The 21,237-nt window shown below is 50.1% G+C and carries 17 protein-coding genes; all 17 read right to left on the reverse strand.

From position 1 onward, the window contains the following. Positions 1 to 6 precede the first annotated feature (6 nt). The gene (locus tag BM191_RS08045; RefSeq protein WP_230479561.1) at positions 7 to 1,146 is read right to left on the reverse strand and encodes a DUF2169 family type VI secretion system accessory protein; all 1,140 of its coding nucleotides are present in this window, start codon (positions 1,144 to 1,146) and stop codon (positions 7 to 9) included. A gap of 37 nt (positions 1,147 to 1,183) precedes the next feature. Next, positions 1,184 to 3,325 (reverse strand): type VI secretion system Vgr family protein, encoded by a 2,142-nt coding sequence (locus BM191_RS08050; protein WP_092876959.1) that lies wholly within the window; start codon positions 3,323 to 3,325, stop codon positions 1,184 to 1,186. A gap of 1,436 nt (positions 3,326 to 4,761) precedes the next feature. Continuing rightward, the gene (locus tag BM191_RS08055; RefSeq protein ID WP_092876961.1) at positions 4,762 to 5,415 is read right to left on the reverse strand and encodes a response regulator transcription factor; all 654 of its coding nucleotides are present in this window, start codon (positions 5,413 to 5,415) and stop codon (positions 4,762 to 4,764) included. Positions 5,416 to 5,476: 61 nt separating this feature from the next. Next, positions 5,477 to 6,187 (reverse strand): response regulator transcription factor, encoded by a 711-nt coding sequence (locus BM191_RS08060; protein ID WP_230479550.1) that lies wholly within the window; start codon positions 6,185 to 6,187, stop codon positions 5,477 to 5,479. A 71-nt stretch (positions 6,188 to 6,258) separates the two neighbouring features. Then, positions 6,259 to 6,804, reverse strand: a complete 546-nt coding sequence (locus BM191_RS08065; RefSeq protein ID WP_177203314.1) for a fimbrial protein — start codon at positions 6,802 to 6,804, stop codon at positions 6,259 to 6,261. Positions 6,805 to 6,835: 31 nt separating this feature from the next. Further along, positions 6,836 to 7,930, reverse strand: a complete 1,095-nt coding sequence (locus tag BM191_RS08070) for a fimbrial protein (RefSeq protein ID WP_230479551.1) — start codon at positions 7,928 to 7,930, stop codon at positions 6,836 to 6,838. A 14-nt stretch (positions 7,931 to 7,944) separates the two neighbouring features. Next, positions 7,945 to 10,500 carry a fimbria/pilus outer membrane usher protein gene (locus BM191_RS08075; RefSeq protein ID WP_092877250.1) on the reverse strand — a complete coding sequence of 852 codons (2,556 nt, stop codon included), beginning with the start codon at positions 10,498 to 10,500 and terminating at the stop codon, positions 7,945 to 7,947. An 89-nt stretch (positions 10,501 to 10,589) separates the two neighbouring features. Beyond that, positions 10,590 to 11,279 carry a fimbrial biogenesis chaperone gene (locus tag BM191_RS08080; RefSeq protein WP_092876966.1) on the reverse strand — a complete coding sequence of 230 codons (690 nt, stop codon included), beginning with the start codon at positions 11,277 to 11,279 and terminating at the stop codon, positions 10,590 to 10,592. Positions 11,280 to 11,355: 76 nt separating this feature from the next. Beyond that, entirely contained in the window at positions 11,356 to 11,883 is a 528-nt protein-coding gene (locus BM191_RS08085; RefSeq protein ID WP_092876968.1) for a fimbrial protein, read from the reverse strand. Between the two features lie 929 nt (positions 11,884 to 12,812). Beyond that, a complete protein-coding gene (locus BM191_RS08090; protein ID WP_092876970.1) occupies positions 12,813 to 13,052 on the reverse strand; it encodes an IS1-like element transposase in 240 nt (79 codons plus the stop codon). 533 nt (positions 13,053 to 13,585) lie between these two features. Continuing rightward, entirely contained in the window at positions 13,586 to 14,320 is a 735-nt protein-coding gene (locus BM191_RS08095) for an SDR family NAD(P)-dependent oxidoreductase (RefSeq protein WP_092876972.1), read from the reverse strand. 3 nt (positions 14,321 to 14,323) lie between these two features. Beyond that, positions 14,324 to 14,572: an acyl carrier protein gene (locus tag BM191_RS08100; RefSeq protein WP_092876974.1), complete on the reverse strand. Its 249-nt coding sequence runs from the start codon at positions 14,570 to 14,572 to the stop codon at positions 14,324 to 14,326. 69 nt (positions 14,573 to 14,641) lie between these two features. Beyond that, the gene (locus BM191_RS08105; RefSeq protein ID WP_092876977.1) at positions 14,642 to 15,457 is read right to left on the reverse strand and encodes a MaoC/PaaZ C-terminal domain-containing protein; all 816 of its coding nucleotides are present in this window, start codon (positions 15,455 to 15,457) and stop codon (positions 14,642 to 14,644) included. Continuing rightward, on the reverse strand, positions 15,457 to 16,725 hold the full coding sequence (locus BM191_RS08110) for a beta-ketoacyl-[acyl-carrier-protein] synthase family protein (protein ID WP_407927866.1): 1,269 nt from the start codon (positions 16,723 to 16,725) through the stop codon (positions 15,457 to 15,459). The genes BM191_RS08105 and BM191_RS08110 overlap by 1 nt, the downstream gene beginning before the upstream one ends. A 9-nt stretch (positions 16,726 to 16,734) precedes the next feature. Next, on the reverse strand, positions 16,735 to 18,123 hold the full coding sequence (locus tag BM191_RS08115; protein ID WP_230479552.1) for an efflux transporter outer membrane subunit: 1,389 nt from the start codon (positions 18,121 to 18,123) through the stop codon (positions 16,735 to 16,737). Continuing rightward, positions 18,120 to 20,066 carry an ABC transporter permease gene (locus BM191_RS08120; protein ID WP_092876979.1) on the reverse strand — a complete coding sequence of 649 codons (1,947 nt, stop codon included), beginning with the start codon at positions 20,064 to 20,066 and terminating at the stop codon, positions 18,120 to 18,122. The genes BM191_RS08115 and BM191_RS08120 overlap by 4 nt, the downstream gene beginning before the upstream one ends. Next, the gene (locus BM191_RS08125; RefSeq protein WP_092877256.1) at positions 20,059 to 21,234 is read right to left on the reverse strand and encodes an efflux RND transporter periplasmic adaptor subunit; all 1,176 of its coding nucleotides are present in this window, start codon (positions 21,232 to 21,234) and stop codon (positions 20,059 to 20,061) included. Before BM191_RS08125 ends, BM191_RS08120 begins: the two co-directional genes overlap by 8 nt. Positions 21,235 to 21,237 lie beyond the last annotated feature (3 nt).

Here is a 21,237-nt window from a genome sequence, read left to right on the forward strand (position 1 = left end):
GACGAATTACCTCTTATTATTCAGACTGGGGGGGACAGGAACATAACTGGCGGAAGTGCCATCTTTTGACATCTCAGCAGCTAATACTTTCTGCGCCATTCTGTTTTCCGCTGCGATATAACGCAGCTGAATTTCCTGAGGCTGAAATAATTCGGCTAAGGCAATCCGATAAGTACAGAATACTTTTCGTGCCCACATATCAATCACAATAGTATCCAGCTGCATATCTTTCGTGAGAGATAATCCAAGCTTAGATTTATTTAAGGTAAAGAGGGTTTCCACAGGGATAGAGAATGAAATAGATTGATGAGGATTTTCATCTGCAGGTAACAGTCCCCACAGTTCAACAGAGATATTATCTTCAGATGGGAGTGTTATTTGCAAAGATGGATGCGCCCCACACCAATAATTAAAATTGAAATCCTGCGGAAGATAGGGATGCCGCTCATTTTTCCATACATCATCATAGGTTCCGGCCCATTCAATCCGCCTGCTCCAGCTACGGCCGAAAAAACCAAATCCCTCCGGCATAATAAGCTCACTGATACGCGTAACGGGTGCATCGTCAGAATCTATCTGAGGTGCAGGGAGTGACGTTTTTTTACACTGTTTCAGGTATTCTCCAGGATACCATCCTATACCCAGCGGATTAGAGGGTGAAACGTGCGTTTTATCGTCCATCTCATGCCATCCACCTGATGCATAATCATATAAAATATCAAGCTGGTTTATGGGTTTCTCATATTCAAGCAGCCAACCTGTTGGATAGAAAACCCAGCGCCGGGGAGCATGGATGCGTAATGTTTTTATTTTATCGCCTATCTTTACCGCAACAGGGAAACAGTGCGTTAATTTACCCTGCGGAGCGAAGGCTGTGGCATTAATAATAACATCAGTTTTGGGTTTATAAGGGGCAAGGTCGCTCTCATATTTAACATTGCTCCGTACCGGATCGTGATAATGCGCATCCCCATAATTCAACGACGCCTGTTTTGCAGAAAGCGACAGGTGCGCCTGACCTTTTTTTTCTTCTATGTTGATATCATAGGTGAGGCGAGCGGCCACTACGTGAAAAGTAATATCATATTGATCAATCGCTTCGTATCTCAACGCAGGAAAAAGACTAAAGTTTGTGAAATCACTCATCAACGTCACCATCATATCAAAAGAAATAAGAATAAATTTAGTTTAAGTCGATTGTATTCCCATCAATCTGAACGGCTCCGGCGCTACCAATATTGATTTTCTTTCCATTAATGGAAATATTACCTTCGCTATCCATAGTCAGGATCGAGGAACCAACTACCAATTCAAACTTATCTTTGACGGTAATACGGTAACTTTTGCCAACCTGCGCGTTTTTATTTCCGTTAACCTGCTCACTCATGTCCAGTTCTATCTGAGACTGCAGATTTTTTTCCACCTTAATACTCTGATTGCCCTTCACATCCCGGCTATCATTCCCACCAATAAGCCTGTCGTAATCACTCTTAACTTCGTAACGTTGTTTACCGCCTATAGTCGTTTGTTGATTACCGCCGATATCAACGCTGTCGTCCTGTTTCACCGAGCAACTACGGTTCGCCATTAAGGCTATTTTCTCATCCTGATTAACCGTTTCGCTGCGCGTGCCATCAATATTTGTCGTTTCGTTACCGCCAATCGCTTTATCTCGGTTGGCCAGTACCCGGTGAACCTCATTATTTTTTACCTCTGTGAGCATATCCCGCTCAGCCTGAAGCCACACCTCTTCCAGGCCGGGCATGTCTTCGAAGCGCAGTGCATTCGCATTGCTCAACCCACCGCCCAATGTCCTTGAAATAAGCCCACTCTGCGTCGCATTTAACGGCAGCTCCCACGGTGGCATAGTTATAGCGTTGTATACCCTTCCGGTTATAATCGGTCGGTTAGGATCGCCGTTTTCAAAATCAACGATGATTTCAGTTCCAATGCGGGGAATATTGATACCGCCAAAATTATTACCCGCCCACGGATAAGACACCCTGACCCAGCATGATGAATTGTGATCGAGGATCGACGTGCGATCCCAGTGGAACTTCAGCTTTACCCTGCCGTAACTGTCTGTCCAAATCTCTTTGCCTGGTGGACCGGTCACAATCGCCGTCTGTGGCCCGGTGGTCCTGGGAAGCGGGGTGCTGCGTGCCGGTCGCCAGGGAAATTTTACAGGCTGAACATCGAAAGAAGATTTGAAGCGATATTCTCCTGACTCGCTGGCTTCCCCTTTTTCTTCTGCTTCAAGTTTTGAACGGGTGACCAGGTAATGGCAGTTTGCCCCTTCCTTCGGATAGCCTGTCAGCTCAAACACCTTGCCACAGACTACATTGCGCAGATTGCCGCTGCCTGAGGCGTGCCAGCTCCGCGAATGGATCTCCTCCATGCGTACCCGGGCATACTCTGCTCCCTCCAGGGGGTCGGCATAATTACCGGGCCACTCATAAATAACCAGATCGCTGGCCGATGCTTTATTCAACAGGGAATGATGTACCGCCAGATCTGCAGCCGGCTGTTTGAAATCGAAATCACTGGTGGTCCTGGTACCAGACTGAAGACGTTCAGCCGTAGCAAAATGGTGAATAAATTCCTGATCGCGCCGATTTTCCGCTGGAGAGTAAGGTAAACGGTGGTAGGCGCTACTAGTAACCGGATCGTGTGCAGCGATGTTATCGATTAATATCATTCGATGCATATTATCGGCATGTTCGAAGAACCAATAAATACCGTAACGCTCCATTAACCGCTGAATAAAGTCGTAATCTGACTCGCCATACTGGACCTCATATGTCAGCATCGGATAAACCTGACTCAGTCGCTTTTGCCATGACAGATAAACAGGTTGGCTACCTAATACTTCATCAATAATATCCACAACAGACTTTTTCTGAAATATCCGGTAATCCGTACGGCGTTTTGCTAATACTATCCAGGGCTCCAGGATTATCTGGTAAAGATAATAACGATCGAATTGCTCTGCCAGTCTGGCCTCGGTCACAATACCACTGATTTCCCGCGTCCCGGCACCCATGTTGCATTGAGCATTATCGGTTGAAAACGGGCTACCCATTCCATCCAGTTGAATCGTCACCGTCAGCTCGTGACCGATCGTTGAGCTGAGATCCAGATTAGCCGCGTGATCCGACGGCATATCCAATGAGGTAGTGAGGTTTAACTGGTACTGATAGGTTTCAGATAGGGTTTCCTCACCAGAAATACTGCGTAAGCGCAGAGTGGTGATATCAAAACCCTGCTGCGTCAGCGTATTACTGCTGATGGTAATATTTCTGTTGTTTAAAAAGTTCAAATGCATAGCCCTCCGAATCCTTGATAAATTTAAAATATAAATAATCTTTACGGGAGCGGTCTAAAATTTAGCCGAGCCAGACACATCGAGGTGAGGAGATTTGAAAGTATTTGGTTTTAATATCAAAGTCACTATTGTATTTAAAAAATCAGTTTCCTTCATCTTAATCATCGATATTATTAAGACCAACACGGAAGTGTGATACATTTGAATAATAAAAAAACACCTGACAACCTTACAGAGCAAGCCTCTCTTTTTGGCATTTTCTGGAAATGAATATAATACTCAGTCCTGTATTTTCCTGTCGCATCGCCCGTTGCTTCTGGTGTAACTCAACAGCACAAAAGGGAGCAATAATTATTCTGCCAGACGCAACGTTCGGAACTCCTTAGTTCAATAATGTTAATCAATATACTGAATAAATAAGTGGACAATTCATCTGCGATCGGCATATTGCCGTTTTATATACCGACACGCTGCAAACGCGGGATCATGTCAGTGGCTTTTCATCTCACTCTTCACATAATGATGCCAAATGCATAAGCAAGGTGAAATATTCACGCTAAGAATTTTAAAACGAAACCAGATAAATCGAAAAGTGATCGCCCTAAGGTTAAAATAAAGTCGAGTTGTAATCAGCAACATGAATAATCGCGCTTTAAATATGCAGGTGTTCCGAGTTGCCCGGTATGGGTCGGATATCTTAGTCATTATCTGCCAGGGTAGAGCGGCAGGGAGACGTGGCCCCCATGGATGCACCTTTATATTTTTTCTATATTTTTTTAACTTTCTACCGCTGCAGGATAAAAAATAACACCTTTAAAAGGAGGTTTTGATGGTCTGGGAAAGTTCCCACACTCTTTGTCGTTGTCACATCATGAGAAAATATCAACCGTATCTCTTTTTGAGTTAATCCGGCTCTGTATCTTTTTTTCATTTTAGCGGCTAAACGTTAGATTTGATACTTCAGTGAATGGGAAATAGACCGAATGGGTGAGGCTTAAAGCCCGGAAAAATAAAGATGGTCGACGCCAGGCTGACCTAAAGGATAAATCGGCTTGCTTAGAGATTATCTGAATATGAAATTCAACGCTGAGACAGGCGATCACAGCGCACTGATTTTTGATGTGCTTAACGATCCACCTTTCGCCTTTCACAATAACATGAATAAAATTTCATTTAAATCAATCCTGGATTAAAAAGATAAACTTCGCCACCTGTCTCCTTCGCCATATTTGAAAGACGGAAAGGTAACAATTTCATCACCACGACGTCCAGTTCATTCATGAAAATTAAGACACCGAGCTTTTCCTTTATCGATTAATTATCATCCTCAATAATTATATCTGTATCAGTGATAAACGAAATGGCCACACAGCTTAGGGTAAAGCACCTCGCCAGCGAACCAGAGACGATATAACACTCAATGAAAGTAAAAACTGTCAATTGAAAATATGATTTAATTGTAAAAATAACTCTGAATCGCTGCTGATATCCAGTTTTCGCATGGCATTACATTTATGGGCGCTAATCGTTTTGATACTTAACTGCTTAATTCGCGCGATATTCTGCAGATCCTTACCATTATACATATACCTTAAAACATCGAGTTCGCTACGCGTTAATCTCGCCGGAGAAAATTGATACGATTCATTTATACGCGCAAGATCGCTGCATATTTTAGGGCTGAGCACGCGCTGCTGTTCAAACGCCTGTTTAAAAAATTTCTGTGTATCAGCCAGTGATTCACCACGCGCTATCACACTGATGTTGTAGTGATCAAGTAAGCGCCTGAGTATATTACTGTCATGACATGAGGTATAAACCACAATATTCATGGCAGGAAACCGGGCGTTTATGCGCAGTAAGCAATCAATGCCTTCCTGAAAGGTCTCATCCGCACTTTGTAAATCGGTGACGAGAATATCCACGGACAGATACATCAGGGCATCGAACATTTTAACCAAACTGAGTTCCCGAAGGCTAATTTCACAGTTTTTATCGACCGACTTTATCAGCGTCGAAAGGCCAAAGAGCGTTAAAGGGTGGCTGTCCATCAACGCCACAGTGTGTGACGATGTACACGTCTGGTTCATCAGGCTTTAGCTCCTTGCTGGCCGGGACTTCCGGCCGTTAATCCGTTAACAAACTGGTTGCTTAAAGTCCGGTTGCGGGACCGATTTGTGCCATCCAGGTGCCTCGGGAAAAGAGTTCACTGTCATTGTGAAAACCCAGCTTCATCATGGCATTACGTTTATGGGTACTGACAGTACGAATATCACGATGGAGTGCCTGCGCCACCCTGGACACGCTCAGGCCTGAAAACAGGTGAGCGAGAACATCCAGTTCTCTGGCAGTCAGTGCGGTATTTTTAGGCGTTGTCTTCACATATAACCTCTGCACTTTGGGGCTTAGCCATTGGCGCTCTCCGGCGAGGCATTTGGAGACACACTGCGCCAATGCCAATGACGGTTCGTGTTTTAATAGAATGCCGTTGGCTTTCGATGAAATGAGCATCTCCAGTATCCGATCGTCATTAAAATCCGTGCAGACGATAATCTTCATTGTCGGGCAGACCTCATTCAGATGAGCCAAAAGCCGCAGCCCATCCAGCATCCGTTCTTTTTCACCGCAGATATCCATAATCAGGAGCGCAGGCGGCGCGCTGGCAACTCGCGACGAAATACCCGCCAGACTTTGTACATAGTGAATCGCGTCGGTTATACCGCATGACTCCACCAGTATCTGTTTTATGCCCAGCGCGGTGGCTGGACAGGCGTCCATAATCAGCACCCCATCGCCTGCAGAGTCCGCAGGAAGCGTCCCTGATAAGACAGGATCTTGCGTTAAGCTAATGACGTTGTTCATCTTACCTCCTTGTTTTTAAGTGACGCGTCCTGACGCCAGCCCGCTCTGGAACAGCCGCCTGACTTTTACTGCTATTGATAGGTAAAGGTAACTTGCATGGTGCCAACAATCGTTCCCGGCGTGGCATTGCCCTGAGCACTGTGGACCCGTGCCTGCATATTGAAGGTGGTTCCACGGCTTGCGGCATCCACGTTCTGCACCATTTGCGCCATGTTGCCAAGCGATGTGCCAGCACTGCTTTGCACCTCAATTTGCACCCGGGATGAAGTTCCTGTGTTCGCGTACATCGTGTTTTCGATCTGATCCGCCGTGCCGTTCAGTGTCATCGTTACTTTATTAATGGCTATCGGGCACTCGCTAAGTACAATCGAAAAAGGTCGCCAGCTAGTTGAAGATCCCGCCACTGCCAGTGATGAGGCCAAAATTTTCTGACCTAAATCCACAGTCAATCCGCGGGTTGGCAGATCAACTTTGCAAGGCGAGGATTTGATTCTGCCAGTGATGTTAAGTTGAGTATCCGCACTTACCGGAGATGAAAGTATCGAGGCTACCAGCCACAGTATCAGTGCTGGCGTTTTTGCTTTGCTGTTCGTAATGGAAGCAGCCGCTTTAAACATTCTCTTTTTCCTTACGCGCTTCATCACGAAATTACTCGATTTCAGCACGAATAGTCGCTGTCGCAGTAAAATCACCGGTCTCAGGCACATGACCTGTGGTGTTAACGGGAAATAATTTGATCCCCGATACGGCAGACTGTGAGGCGTAATCCATCATCAGTGGCAAACGCCCACTCTGCGGCGCGATGGTTGCGCCAGCGGTATCCTGAATCCTGACGCCTATATCAGTGTTGGTGCTCGAAAGCAGGGTCGGATCGTTGATATCGGGCGTTCCCTGGAAAGAGAGGCTGAGCTTCACCCCTTCAGAAATATTGGTACAGGCAACGTTCAGGTTGACGTTTTTAGGCGTAAAATTCTTCGCCATTTCACCCTTTGTGGCGATATCACCTGACATGATGTCGCCGAAAGGTACCGTGATCACGCCCCCGCCATTGATCTCACAAGATTGTGGCACAACAACCGTACCGCTCATCCAGACGGTTGATACCGGCGTCGGCGACTGCGTTTCCTCATCAGAAGCAATATAAACATCAACCACTTTGGTCAGCGGAATAGTTTGTTTGCCGACAAACGGGCGTTTAAAGTACAAGGAGATGAAACCGCTGGCGCCGGTACCGTATGGAGCGGTCTCGCAGCGACTGCTCCCGTTGTTTCTATTGCTGACGCTGAAAAAGGGCGTGGCGACATAGCTATCCAAATTCCCGGCGATAAACACCTCGCTGGCCACGGCCAGAAATTCATTGACGCTGTAAAAGTTGAGGGGACCGTCCTTGTAGACCTGCTCGGTGTCCGGTACTTTTGCCGTGACGAATCCTTTCTGATAGGTATCCTGACAAAAACAGGTCACATTGTAGACCCCGCCGAGGTTCCAGTCTGAAGCTGAAGCACGCTTAATCACCCGGCCTGTGGTGTTTTCGGACGGATTGGTAAGCGTGTAATTCAGCTCAAAGTTATAATTTTTTGTTCCGCCAATCGGAGCACAAACAGCGGCCTGTCCCTGCGCACTCACCATACCGGCGGCCAGCGCCAGGCTGAGCAGCAGGCCACTTTTTCCCCATAACAAACGGCGCAATAAATTACGGCGTGAGGGGATGTCTACAAAAAAGGGATGCATTCGTTCGTTCATATCCTTATTCCACCTTACTGGCAGGCTCCATTAATAAGCTGAATACCCGAGGTAGCAGACTGTTCTTTCAGGCGATAACTCACCTGGCAGGTCTGTGACGCTGTATTACCCCATTTCACCGTAAGCGTTCCGCTATCCGGCATACCCGACAGATAAACCTGCCCACCGTCACCGACAATGCTGGAACTGCTCTTTTTGCCATCATCAATGCTCGCCGTCGCGCCAAAAGGCACCGCCTCGCCATTCGACCGGGTGAGCGTCATCAATACGCGCTGACCCACATTGGGTTGGAAGTCAGCACGAACCACTGCGCCACGCGTAGGTATTACCGATGCACTGCTCATCGTCATATCGACGTTGTCCGGCAACGTCGTCGTATCAAGGGAAATCTGATTACGCCGGTATGCGGTGGCATAAGGCACCACGGCATATCCGCGCCAGTCAGTTTTGACCCCGGCATTGCTGGCGATACTCACATTATCCGCGCCCGGCGCTTTTACCAGCACCACCGTTTCACTCAGGGGCTGCGAAAGGGTGACCCCATTCTCATGGACCACCACGCCACCCTGCAGACCATAATCCATACGACGCTGGCTGCTGTCATAGCCGTAACCGGCGTTGATTTCACCGTAAGCCCCTTTATAGTCAGCGCTGGCGTAGCCGTTTGCGCCCCCTCCTTTCGTTGAATAGCCCTGAGTGATGCTGTAATTCATGTTGTCGTCAGGTAACGCCGTACCGCTGAGTCCCACGTTGTGGGAGGTACTGCCATTTTTACTGCTATTCAGGTTATAGATGGCATAACTTCCCGGCATCCATTTGCTCAAGGGTACGATGAGGCTCAGAGCAGCAATCTGATCGGTGTAGTTGGTCTGGTTGCCAAAGCTGTCCATGCCGTTGCGACTGTAGCTATAGCTCACATTGTATGAGATCCCTTGCCAGGTGTTGTTATAGCCAACGCTGGCCGACTCGCTGGACCGGTTGTTATTCCAGTAGTCCTCTTTCACCAGGCTCAGCGAAATGGCCCCCCACTTCTGCCATAAGTTCTGGCTGAGCGTGAGTTCGGAGCGACTTTTCTTATGATCGCGGTAATTATTGTCCCGGCCGTAGGTTTCGATTGCCTCCTGCAGGGTATAAAAACCCGCAGTGGAATAACGGTAGCTGGCCAGGCTGAAGTTGGTCCCGGTTTCAGCAAAGCTTTTTCCATAGCGCAGACGATATGATTGCCCGTTTTCTTTTGCGGCATCTTCCTGCCGGGCCCACGCTTGTGTCACGTCGACAGAGAAGGCACCAATACGACCCAGGTTCTGCCCCAGACCCAGAGCCATCGCCTGATATTTACTTGACGCCTGCAGACCACCATAGATGGTCGCACCGCGGGGTAGGCCGTAGATGACGGTAGCTTGCGTGAACGGTATTTTACGTATCTGCGTGTTGTACGAACGGTACTGACCGCTGGTGAAACTGTATTTCAGACGCCCCTCACGCTGCAGAACCGGTACAGAAGCAAAAGGAACGACCATGGTTCGCTCGCTGCCATCTGCCTCTCTAATCGTCACGTCAAGATCGCCACTGCCTGCGGTCGGATAGAGGTCAGAAATAGTAAACGGTCCGGCAGGTACGTAGGTCTGATAGATCACATAGCCGTTCTGACGAATGGTGACCTGAGCGTTACTCTGTGCGATGCCTCGAACTACCGGTGAGTAGCCTTTCTGGCTGTCCGGCAACATATCGTCGTCAGATGCGAGCTGAATACCTCGGAACGGCACCGTATCAAACACTTCCGTTGGCGAGTTGCTGTCACCCACCGTCAGCTGACTTCGTAGTCTCTCAATCCCTCGTTGAAGATAGGTATTGATGGTGTTCCAGCTGACTTTACCGCTACTGTCCCGATTCCAGGTGGAATAGTTGCGCAACCGCCAGGCCCCCAAATTTACGCCAGAACGCAGGTTCAGATAGTAGGTATTGGCGTTTCTGGCGTTATTCTCCCGCGCTGTCGTGTTCGCACCACTAAAGCTGTAATTTAACAGCAGCGCCGGAATGCCCGAGTCCCACAGTTCCGGCGAAACATACCCACGCGCTTGCGAACTCAAAGCCGCCTGAGGAATGCTCAGATCCAGTCGCTGTTGGTTAAAAAGGAATGTAGCCGAGGACTGCGCTATCGCATCGGTAAACCTGGCGCACTCCTCTGTTGCCTTAAGACTGGGGTACATGCCAATTCTTACGCCCATATCTTGCAGCGTCTTGCCACTCAGGCAAGGTTGAAGACTACGTTTACCGGAGGCATCCGTCACCAGGCTGAATGTGACATCCTGGGTATCCACCGCTGAACCATTCAGATAAATATCAACGCGGTAAGTGCCTGGTGGCTGTAATTCGCTGTCTTCGAAAATGGATAAATCAGCTTTACCCTGGGCAGGATTATCGATTTCTAATAAGGCTGGATTGAAGTATTCCTCTGCACTGACCATGCCTGATATGCCAGTTGAGAGCGCAATCTGGCAGATCACAAGTTGTGCAAGCCGGGAAAGTTTGAAACTGACGGTCGCAGGTTTTTTTATAATATTTCCCATTTTTTCGTTCCACCTCATCACGCAGCCTGACGCCTGCGGTAACGACTTCCCTATTGGCAACAGGCGTAAAGTGCCTCCGATTAGCAAGATTAAATACTGCTCGTCAGAACGTTGCTGAGGCCTCCATAGTCATTAATAAATTGCCAGGTCAGCGATCCTCTGGCGACGTTGGAGGGTAAATCAAACGAAGCGACTGACTGTGGTGCCACCATAGAGGCTCCCTTGACTTCAGTACCGTTGATTTTGACTTTAAAAAAGGTGAAGTAATGTGGGGATGAATTTGTCACCTGAAGCTGGTTGCCCACCCGTTTCCATGTCAGCAATTTTGCCGTGTCTTCAAGCGTGCTTGTTACACCAGCCGGTCGGAAAATGAGTTTGATGCGCGTTTTTACCGCAATTTGCAGCGTGTTTTGCTGCGTCTTGTCCACAGACGGAATAGATTTGATATTGAGCCAGAACAGCGACTCTTTGTTTTCCGGCAGATCGCCACCGGCGCGGATCACGCGCAATATATTTTGCTGATTTCCACCGAGACGGAATAGAGGCGGCGTCACGATAAATGGGGGTCTGCTCGCCTGTACACCAGCACCTGCCTCGGCGCTGTCCACCCATGACTGAATTAAGTAGACGTTTTTGTCGGGGTTACTGACATTAATGGATGACTCTTTTTTTGTGCCGTCATAAATCAGACGCGTGCCGCCGACCACCACGCCCGCTTTTACCATCGTGCAGAAAGTCGTTAGTACAACTGCTAACGCTGCTATGCGCCAATTTTTCATGGTATCCCTACCTGCCTGAAACGGTTCAAAAAGTCAGAGGCAGTCGTTGCCTCTGACCTGCTGCAACTTAACGAAATTACTTATAAACCACCGTGAATTGCGTTACAGCATTCGCACTACCCACGGTGACCTGATCAGCTACAGCGATGTAACGCGCGCTAAAGTTCAGCTTATTAGCGCCAGTACTGATCAGAGGATAAACGGAAGAGTCCTCGTACAGCGGGACGACTTTGTTCTGGTTATCTGAAATCTGAATACCAACACCCTGTGCCGTCGTGGTGCTTCCGCTGTCAGTCAGCATCAAGATGCTGTTGTCGCCAGGAACTTGCGTCCCGTCAAAGCGGACCGTTGCGCCTGTCACGGTATCGGGGCAGTTAGTCAGTACCAGGGTAAAGTTCTTCGGTGCGGCCGTGGAGCCGGCCCCCGAAAATGCGGTACGAGAGATATTTCCCATCAGAACATTTTGGTTCTGAGAGGCGGTGTCAATTGTACAGGCTGCATCGGTGATAGTTCCGGTGAAGTTAACTGCACCATCAGCAGCGGAAACAGAAACAGAGACAGCGGAAGTCGCTATCAATGCTATAGCAAGAAGAGTCTTTTTCATGAGAATTATCCTGTGAAAAATAAAAACTAATATCCCTATAACGCGATTATTGGCTTCGTTATGAAAAAAAATTACCTGCCGCACCTATATTTATTTCATGAGAAGCTGTCTCAAGTTAATAGATAGCGTAACGGCCTTCTCCTAAAGAAGGCCTATTCATTTTATATCAAAACCATTCGAATGCAATAAATTGGTTACAGGTTCTTAATCAGACTCCTTTGTATCGCTATGCGTCATTCACCGTAATGATAATCCGCTCTGAATATTATCCAACCCCGAATAACACTGAATCGGTTCACGTCTATTCCTCAGTCAGTTTTAGCAAAGTCATCGACCTGTATCAATATATGAACATCTCTATTAATCTGAAAAATTAATCCCGAAACAGAGTTATTCATTAATCAGTAAATCCGTGACGAGATAATTCATTCTTCGATGAGAAAATAACACGCAATCAGCCAGTCTCCGAATCACGAATAGTGCCGTAATTTAATGGCATGAACTCATTGCCAGAGACCATACAGTCTTTTTTTTGAACATTTTCTAATGATGAGACGAAAATTATATCCCGATCCAGGCGCTGAAAATGAGGTTACGAAGCGTGACTACGTCGTTCCACTCGCACCCTGTGATTCTGGCTATAACATAACGGGTTGAAGCCAGCATCATCCAGCGTTCCGGCACGATATCAGGTATGTAAAACGAGACAGTAAACGGACGCAGAGAATAGTATTTTCATCAAAATTCATAAATTTACAATAAATCACTCCATACTAAACGGCGCTAACTGGCCCGGCCTCAGGCATAAAACAGGTAGTGCCAACTGTCTTTACCGCTTACCTGTCATCAGGGTTGACTGACTTTGCAGCAGATAACAGTTAAACATTTTAATTTCAGATAGTTACCACAATCTTGCGGCTCGATTTTTTTTAATGATGTCGCAGAACGGTATTGAGAGTGATCCGAAGCGCCCTTGCTGTATCACGATGCCCGGCGTCATTCATCGCCATCTCTTCAATAGCGTGATGGGTATCAGGTTTAACACCGTTGTAGCGATAGTTAATCTGAAAAGTTTTCAGGTATTGATCACAGCGATAAAGCTGTGCGCCTGTGCAGGAATGACCATTTCTGATTATCCCGTGAGTATGAGAAAAATGGCGACAAATCATATCAATTTTTTCATCATGGGTTCAAACAGCGAAGAATACTCAAACACGAAGTCTGTAGCGCAAACCAAAGACATAAATTGCCTATATAACAATAAAAACAGATTTAATCTGCATGTTTATTTCTTATTAAAGAAAAAAATGAATAAATCAGAACTAACTTTCACCTTATCATTTCTTACTTAAGAAATAACGTAAAAATAAAAGTGGGCGTATTGCCTCAAGCAGCCATCAGGACTCAACAGAGTAAACTAACAAAGCTTATACGCCGGAGTTGCACCTAAGCGCCAGAATTGAAATCAATAACGCCACACAATATCAACAGAGCGACAGCATCATCTAAAAGGTATAATTAACCACTCATATCAAAAGATATTAATTTTCAGTAGGCTTAACGACTTCATTCCTTCAAAAGCGATTATAAACTACCGTTCCATAATTCGTAACAGACAGGCGGCATTATTTGCCTGACGCTAATCAGCTGCCTGAAAGGCTGTGCCAGTAAAACAGGGCCTGCCACGCCCTGTTTGCTGGCCTCAGGCAGAAAGGCCCCCATCCAGAATAAGGGTTTGTCCGGTCATATAACTGCTCTCATCGCTGACCAGCCAGGCGACGGCACTCGCCACCTCATCCACGTTGCCGAAACGTTTCATTGGGATTGTTTTTCGCAGTTCCGCCAGCTTAACTTTAGGAATACTGTCCATAATCTGGGTATCAATATAACCGGGCAGCAGACAGTTGACTCGAATTCCGAAGCGGCCTGATTCAACGGATAGAGAGCGCGTCAGCCCCATCATCGCGGCTTTACTTGCCGCGTAGGCGCTTTGCCCACTGTTGCCTTTCACACCGGTAACCGACGACATCATCACAACCGACCCTGTGCCCTGCATCATCATGGGTTCGAGCAGCAACTTATTCCAATAGAATACGGCATTAAGGTTGGTGTCCATAACCTTGTGCCAGTTCGCAGCGCTTTGCTGAATGTGCAAGGCATCCAAAGTCACGCCAGCATTGTGTACCAATGCATAGGGCGCGCCGAAGCGCGCCAGCAGATCGGTAGCCAGGCCGATCACCGCCTGCTCGTCGCAGCCATCACATTGGAACCCCTTAACCGTGCCGGGTAATGCTTTGCCAGCCAACTCAACCTCGCGTGCGGCATCTTCATCTTTACACCAGGTGAATACCACATTCCACTGTTTTGCCAAACGCAACACCGTGGCGCGACCTATCCCGCGGCTTCCGCCTGTCACTAAGATCCATTGAGTGTGCATAATTTACTGGCTTTTTTCACTAAGATGTTGACACAACTCGCTCAGTGTCATGTTGGGATGACGGGTAAACATCTCAGCGTCAAGCGTGACAGCAAACTCTTTCTTCGCCAGAACCATTAACTCCACATAGTCCAGACTGTCGAGTTTAAGCAGATACAGCGGCATATCTGGTCGAAGATCAGTCATCTCCAGATCTTTTGCATCACACAGCATCTCACATACCTTGGTATAAACTTCATCAAATTGCGCCATTTTTATTCCCTTTAATTGCGTTGCTTAATACTTTTCAGAACAAATTTTTAGTGAGTGAAAAACGGTGTTTCACTCCGTAGCCAGCGGTCCGGTTTTTAACGTCACCGTTACCGCAATCAACGGTTCATCAGTCCGCCATGCCTGGATGCCGGTAACTAACACTAGCCCTGGCGCCTTTTCACCCATCACCAGCGTCGGCTGGATGGCATAATGCAGCGGTTCACCTGACCACACTTTCTCCACAGGCTGTAACAGCCAGGACGCAAAATGGACCTGATGATGGGTCTGTACTACCTGCACCAGACTTAATATATCGCCGAGGCAGTTAGCCTTGTGGCCGGGGATAAGATCCCGTACGCTTTCGAGCGTTTCCGTGGCATTCACCAGTTGACGAAACAGAATCGCGTCTAAAAGGCTCCAGAGCGGCACTGGATTATTTTCTACCGTCAGGAACTGGTTATAGATTGCCGAGAGCCTGTCCCCAGGTAGCATGCTTGCCCGGATGACGGGTGATAGCGTCAGCGGCATCGCCACGCTCAACTTACTGTTGATACTGCTCTGCTGGGTATCGCTATTAACCAGTTTTCCCCCGATCTGCAACCTGTCGCCCTGGCATGTTTCGTTTAATGACAGCTGATAAGGTATATCGAACAGCACGGGAGCGCGCAGTCGGCTACTGAATAGAAAACCATCTGAACAAAATAGGTGTTTCTCCAGTGCCTGACTGAGTCCTGACTTCACCTCCAGCAGCGCACGCATACCGTGTATACACAATCGATCCATACCGAGACGTCGCGCCTCGGCAGGGTCAAAATGGATCGGATTATGATCGCCGGAAAACACAGCCCAACGTGCTGCATCTCGTTGCGTATAGCACAGTGCCATTATTCCCCCCGCCCAATAACCAGCGCCGCATTCGCGCCGCCAAAACCAAAACTCAGGTTAAGCGTCATGTTCAATGCGGCCGGGCGATGTCTGTTCGGCACATAATCCAGATCGCAGCGCGGGTCCGGCGTATCAAGATGACAGGTCGCGGGTATTACCTGATGCTGTAGTGCCTGCAGGCAGACGATGGATTCAAAACTGCCAGCCGCCGCAATCAGGTGACCACTATAGGATTTGGTACTCGAACAGGGCGTCGCGTAGGCCGCTTCCCCCAGCGCCATTTTGAGCGCTTCTGTTTCGTTGAGATCGTTAAGCGGTGTAGAGGTTCCGTGTGCGTTAATGTAATCCAGTTCGCTGGCGCCAATTTCAGCCTGATTAAGCGCACAGCGAATGGTCTGCACGCGGGCAATTTTGTCGTCAGCCGGGGCGGTAAAATCGAAGGCGTCAGAGTAATTTCCATAGCCGTGAATTTCACCCACTATCTTCGCACCGCGCGCAATGGCTGACTCCCGTTCCTCCAGGCATAGCACAGCCGCCCCCTCACTCAGCACGAAGCCGTTACGATGCTGGCTGAACGGACAGCAGGCGCGGGTCAACACCGCCTGCTCGCTGGCAAGCGCGCCCAATACGTCAATGTTCCACACCGCTGAATCAGAACGCAGTGACTCGCCCGCGCCGGCCAGCATCATGTTTGCACGACCCTGGCGAATCAATTCAAAGGCATCTCCCACGGCCATCGTTCCGGTTGCGCAGGCGGCCACCGGCGTATTTTGATAGCCCCGAAGTGCCCACAGCAGGCTGACGGCCGCCGTGGCGGCGTTCGGCATCGAGAAAAAACAGCCAAAGGGTGATCCTACGCCGCTACGCATAAATTCTTCATAGTGTGATTGCGTTTCGTCTTGCCCGGCCCAGCCGGTGCCCATGATGGTGCCGCAATCACGTAAATCGTAGTACTGCTCCAGCTTTTCATCACCAAAGGCCATCTGCATGGCTTCACGCGCGGCGGCCAGGGTAAGCCGTGCAAAACGCGGCAAGCGGCGGCGGATCGCAGCAGGAACGCCCTTGAGCGAGGGTTCCTCATCAATCAGCCCGTAAAAACGGGATTTGATCCCCGCGGCAGACTTATCGCAATAACGATAGCCAACTTTGTAGTTCATGATAGCCGCCCAGCTCTCTGCGGAATTCATTCCCAGAGGGGTGACCGCACCATACCCGGTGACCACAACCCGACGTGGTGTATTCATCGCCGGTAAACTCTCCCTTTGCATGACTCATCCTTATTGATTCACTGTGTCGTCTTCTCCACCACCCAGTGCGAGCCAGAGCTTCATGGTGGAATTCAGGTAGTTGTATTGCGTTGTTACCCGCGCATTCTCGCTATCCAGCAGTGCGTTCTGCGAATCCAGCAGCGTCTGATAGGACACGGCACCGAAGCGATACTGGCTTTCCACCAGCGCCAGCCTTCGCTGGCTTAGCGCGAAGTTATCCTGTTGACGCTGTTTTTCCTGCTGCGAAGTCAGGCGCTGCGACATAGCGTTATCGACATCCTGCAACGCACTGTAGGCTGTTTTTTTGAACTGAATGGCCGCGCTCTGAACATCTAAATCAGACTGTGCAATGGTCAGCTGCACCCTATTCCATTCAATGAAGGGCAGATTGAGCGCTGATCCCAGCGTTCTGACCGGATTGCTAAACCATTGCCGGAATACCGACGCCCCGGCATTAAGCGACGCGCTGAGCGTCAGTGAGGGATAAAAGCTCAGACGGGCAACATCCGAACCGGCCAATGCCGCACGCAGCTTCAGCTCGGCCGCCCGGACATCCGGTCTTTGGGCTATCATCGCCAGCGGGAGCCGTTGCGCAACCGGCACGCGCTGTTTGCTATCCAGCGAAGCGCGCTCCGCCGTGTATTGTCCTGGCGGACGGCCCAGTAAAATCGCCAGCGCATTACGGCTTTCATCACGCTGCTGGTAGAGATCGCGCAGGCTGTTTTCCCGACTCAATAGCGTTTGCTGTGCCTGCAAATAATCAAGCTGACCAAGATCCCCGGCTCGCCAGCGTGAGGTCACCATCGCCAACGTATCCCGGGCAATATCCACGCTGCGCTGCATATTGCCGATTTGCGCATTCAGGCTGGCCGTCTGCCAGTAAAGCTGGGACGCCGTGCCGATCAGGGTCAGTGCAGTTGCATGTAAATCCTGTTCTGATGCCTTTGCCAGCCAGTCAGATTGCTCACGCGTGCGCGCCAGTTTTCCCCAGAGATCCAGTTCATACGACGCCGTAAGCGCATTGTTGTAATTTTCCGTTGGCGTGGTATTGCGACGTAAATTTTGGCTATTGGTGGCAGTCGCGTTGGCAGAAAAATCAGGCGTCAGGGTGAGATCGGACAGGCCAGCCGCCAGCCGCGCTTGCCTGAGCTTTATGCCGGCCAGCGCTAAATCGTTATTACTTTGCAGCGTTGCCACAATAAGCCGTGACAGCTGAGGATCGTCAAAGTTATTCCACCAGTGCGGCGTAAATTTCACCACCCCCTCACCGGTATCCTGCTCGCGCCAGACATCAGGAACCGACAGCAACGGGCGCTGATAATCGCTTTTCAGTGCCTGGCCACACCCGTTCAGCATCAGCATGATTAGCACCGCAAGAGACCGGATCAGAATATTCATTCGCGGGCCAGCGCCTCAGTCGGATGCAGACAAGCCGCATTGCGCGCCGGGAAAAAGCCAAATCCCAACCCGATTAGCGCGGAAAATCCACCCGCCAGCAGAATCGGCGGCCAGGTAAAAATCATGGTGAATTCTTGGGTAACTTGAGAAAAAATCAGCCCCGCCAGGCCCGATCCAATAATACCGATCAGTCCGCCAAGCGTACAAATCACCATCGCTTCAATCAGAAACTGGCGCATGATGTCAACCGGGCGCGCACCCACAGAGAGACGTATGCCAATTTCATGGGTGCGCTCTGTCACGGAGACCAGCATGATGTTCATCACCCCTACACCACCGACCAGCAGAGAGATCCCGGCAATGGCGGTGATCAGCAGCGTCATGGATTCTGAGGTTTTACGGATCGTCTTCGTCAGTTGATCGTTGGTCAGCGTGAAGAAGTCGCGCTTGCCGTGTGCCGATATCAGCAGTTGCTCAATCTGATGCTGCGCCACCTCGATCGGGTAACCGTCAGCAATACGCAGGATAATAGACTGCAGCGGCGTATCACCTGACATCCTTTCAAGCAGCGAGGTATACGGAACCCAGGCACCAGGCTGTTCGCCAATAGACTTCGGCCCTTTTTTATCTGCGACGCCAATCACTCGGAACGGCACCCCGGCGAGCTGAATAATTTCGCCCAGCGGATCCTGGCCGTTGGCGAACAGCGTAGCGCGCACGTTAGGATCGATGATGATCACCGGCTCACGATCTGTCAGGTCGCGAGGCGTAAATGTGTTCCCGGCAATAAACTGCAGGCCCTGAGCTCGGAAGAAGCCGTTGCTGACGCCCAGCAGCGACACCAGAACCTGTGTTCCCCCACGGATGGCCCGAACCGTGTCGCTCACCACTGGCGAAAGGCTATCGGTAAACGGTTGTTTGCCAAGCAGCGCAACGTCTTCCAGCGTCAGCGAACGTTCAAAATCCGGTCGCGGTTGATCCCAGCTCAGACCAGGACGAATTTGGATGGTGCTGGTGCCAAGCTGGCTTATCTGGTTCAGAATACTTTGTCGTGCCCCTTCGCCCACCGCCATAGAAGAGACGACAGAGGCAATACCGATGATGATGCCGAGCATAGAAAGAAACGCACGGACACGATGCCCGAGCAGTGAACGCCACGCCATGCGCACCGCTTCTTTGATGCTTTGCCACACCGGGGTTCGGCCGATAGAGGCAATTGCTGGTAACGACTGTGACTCACCCTGTTGCATTGCCGGGTTGGCGTAATCGGCGACCATCTGGCCGTCGTGGATTTCAACAATGCGCTGACACTGCGCGGCGATGCTTCGGTCATGCGTCACAATAACGAGCGTATGTCCGGCCTGATGAAGGCCATGCAGAATATCCATCAACGCCTGACCGCTGGTGCTATCAAGTGCGCCGGTGGGTTCATCAGCCAGAATCACCGGCGCGCCGTTCATCAGGGCGCGCGCGATACTCACGCGCTGTTGCTGACCACCGGAGAGCTGTGCAGGCAGGTAGTGCATACGCGGCCCCAGCCCTAAACGTCCCAGCAAATGTTCCGCGCGCGACTGGCGGGTAGAAGCGGGCATGTCGGTATACAGCGCCGGAATAGTGACGTTCTCGATCGCCGTCAGATACGGCATCAGGTGATAGCGCTGAAAAATAAACCCCAGATACTGACTGCGCAACTGCGCCAGCTCTTCACTTGTAGCGGCCTGGGTCGACAGACTCATAATCGACATTTCGCCTTCCGAGGGCTTATCCAGGCACCCCAGAATATTCATCAGCGTGGATTTACCCGAGCCGGACGCGCCGACAATTGCCAGCATCTCACCGGCATGCACGCGCAGAGAGATGTCCTTCAACACGGTCACTTCAGCGTTGCCCGAGCCAAAACGGCGAGAGATGTGGGAAAGTTCGATTACCGGCGAGCTAGCCATTCTTGCCCCCTGTGGTGTTTGGTATAACCACACGCTCGCCGTCATGCAGTCCAGCTTTCACTTCTACAAACTGTCGGTCGTTGATCCCCACATGAACAAGACGTTGCTCGGTTGTCCCCCCTTTCACGACCTGCACTGCGTAGTCGTCGTCACCTTGCGACTGACCCAGCGCCATCACCGGCAGGCGTAACACATTTTTGACCCGCTCAGTAACGATAAACACTTGCGCCGTCATAGAGGTACGCAGAAGATGGCCGGGATTCGGCACGCTAAACACGCCGTTGTAATACACGGCGGAGGATTGTTGAGGCTGGCCGCGCATATCGTCATCCTGCAACGCCTCGTTAGGGGCATCCTGCAACGCGCCCATTACGCCTTGATAACGATGGCCCGGATCGGCGACCACGTAGAATGTCAGTGGCTGACCGGGATGCACTTTCAGAATATCGGTTTCTGAAATACGGGTTTGCACCGTCATCGTGTCAACGTTCGCCAGCACCAGAATCGTCGGCGCGGTTTGAGAGGAGACCACGGTCTGGCCCTCTTTGGTGACAATCCCCAGAACCTGGCCGTCCATCGGTGCCAGAATGCGCGTATAACCCAGGTTGGCTTTCGCGGTTTCCAGCGCCATCTGTGCCTGAACGATCTGCGCCTCATTGACTTTTATCTGCGCCCGCTGGGTATTCACCCTGGCCTGCGCCTGCTCCAGATTGCTTTTGGTTCCCGATCCATCGCGATCCATCTGGCGCTGACGTTTCAACTCCAGCTGGTACTCGGTTAACGTGAATAGCGCCCCCTGCTTCTGGGCCAGCGCACTGTCCAGCTCGGCCTCCGATTTACGCAGTTCGCTCTGTTGCAGCGTCGGGTCAATTTCCGCCAGCAGTTGCCCTTTGGTTACCCGATCTCCGGCTTGCACATAGAGTTTTTTTAACTGACCGTTGACCTGTGCACCCACGTTCACCTGCACGGAAGGTTTCAGTATTCCGGTCGCCAGCACCACCTTTTCAATATCACCGCGGTCTATTGCCTGCGAGAGCAGCGGTGCCGTCGTGCCTGACATCATGCTGCGCAGCCCCCATGCCCCGCCAGCCAGCAGGATCAGCACTAGCGCGACCAGTGCATAAAAAGGCTTACGCTGCCTGGCTATGCGGACCAGGATCGTCTTCATATT

Source organism: Izhakiella capsodis (genome assembly GCF_900115045.1).
Lineage (GTDB): Bacteria > Pseudomonadota > Gammaproteobacteria > Enterobacterales > Enterobacteriaceae > Izhakiella > Izhakiella capsodis.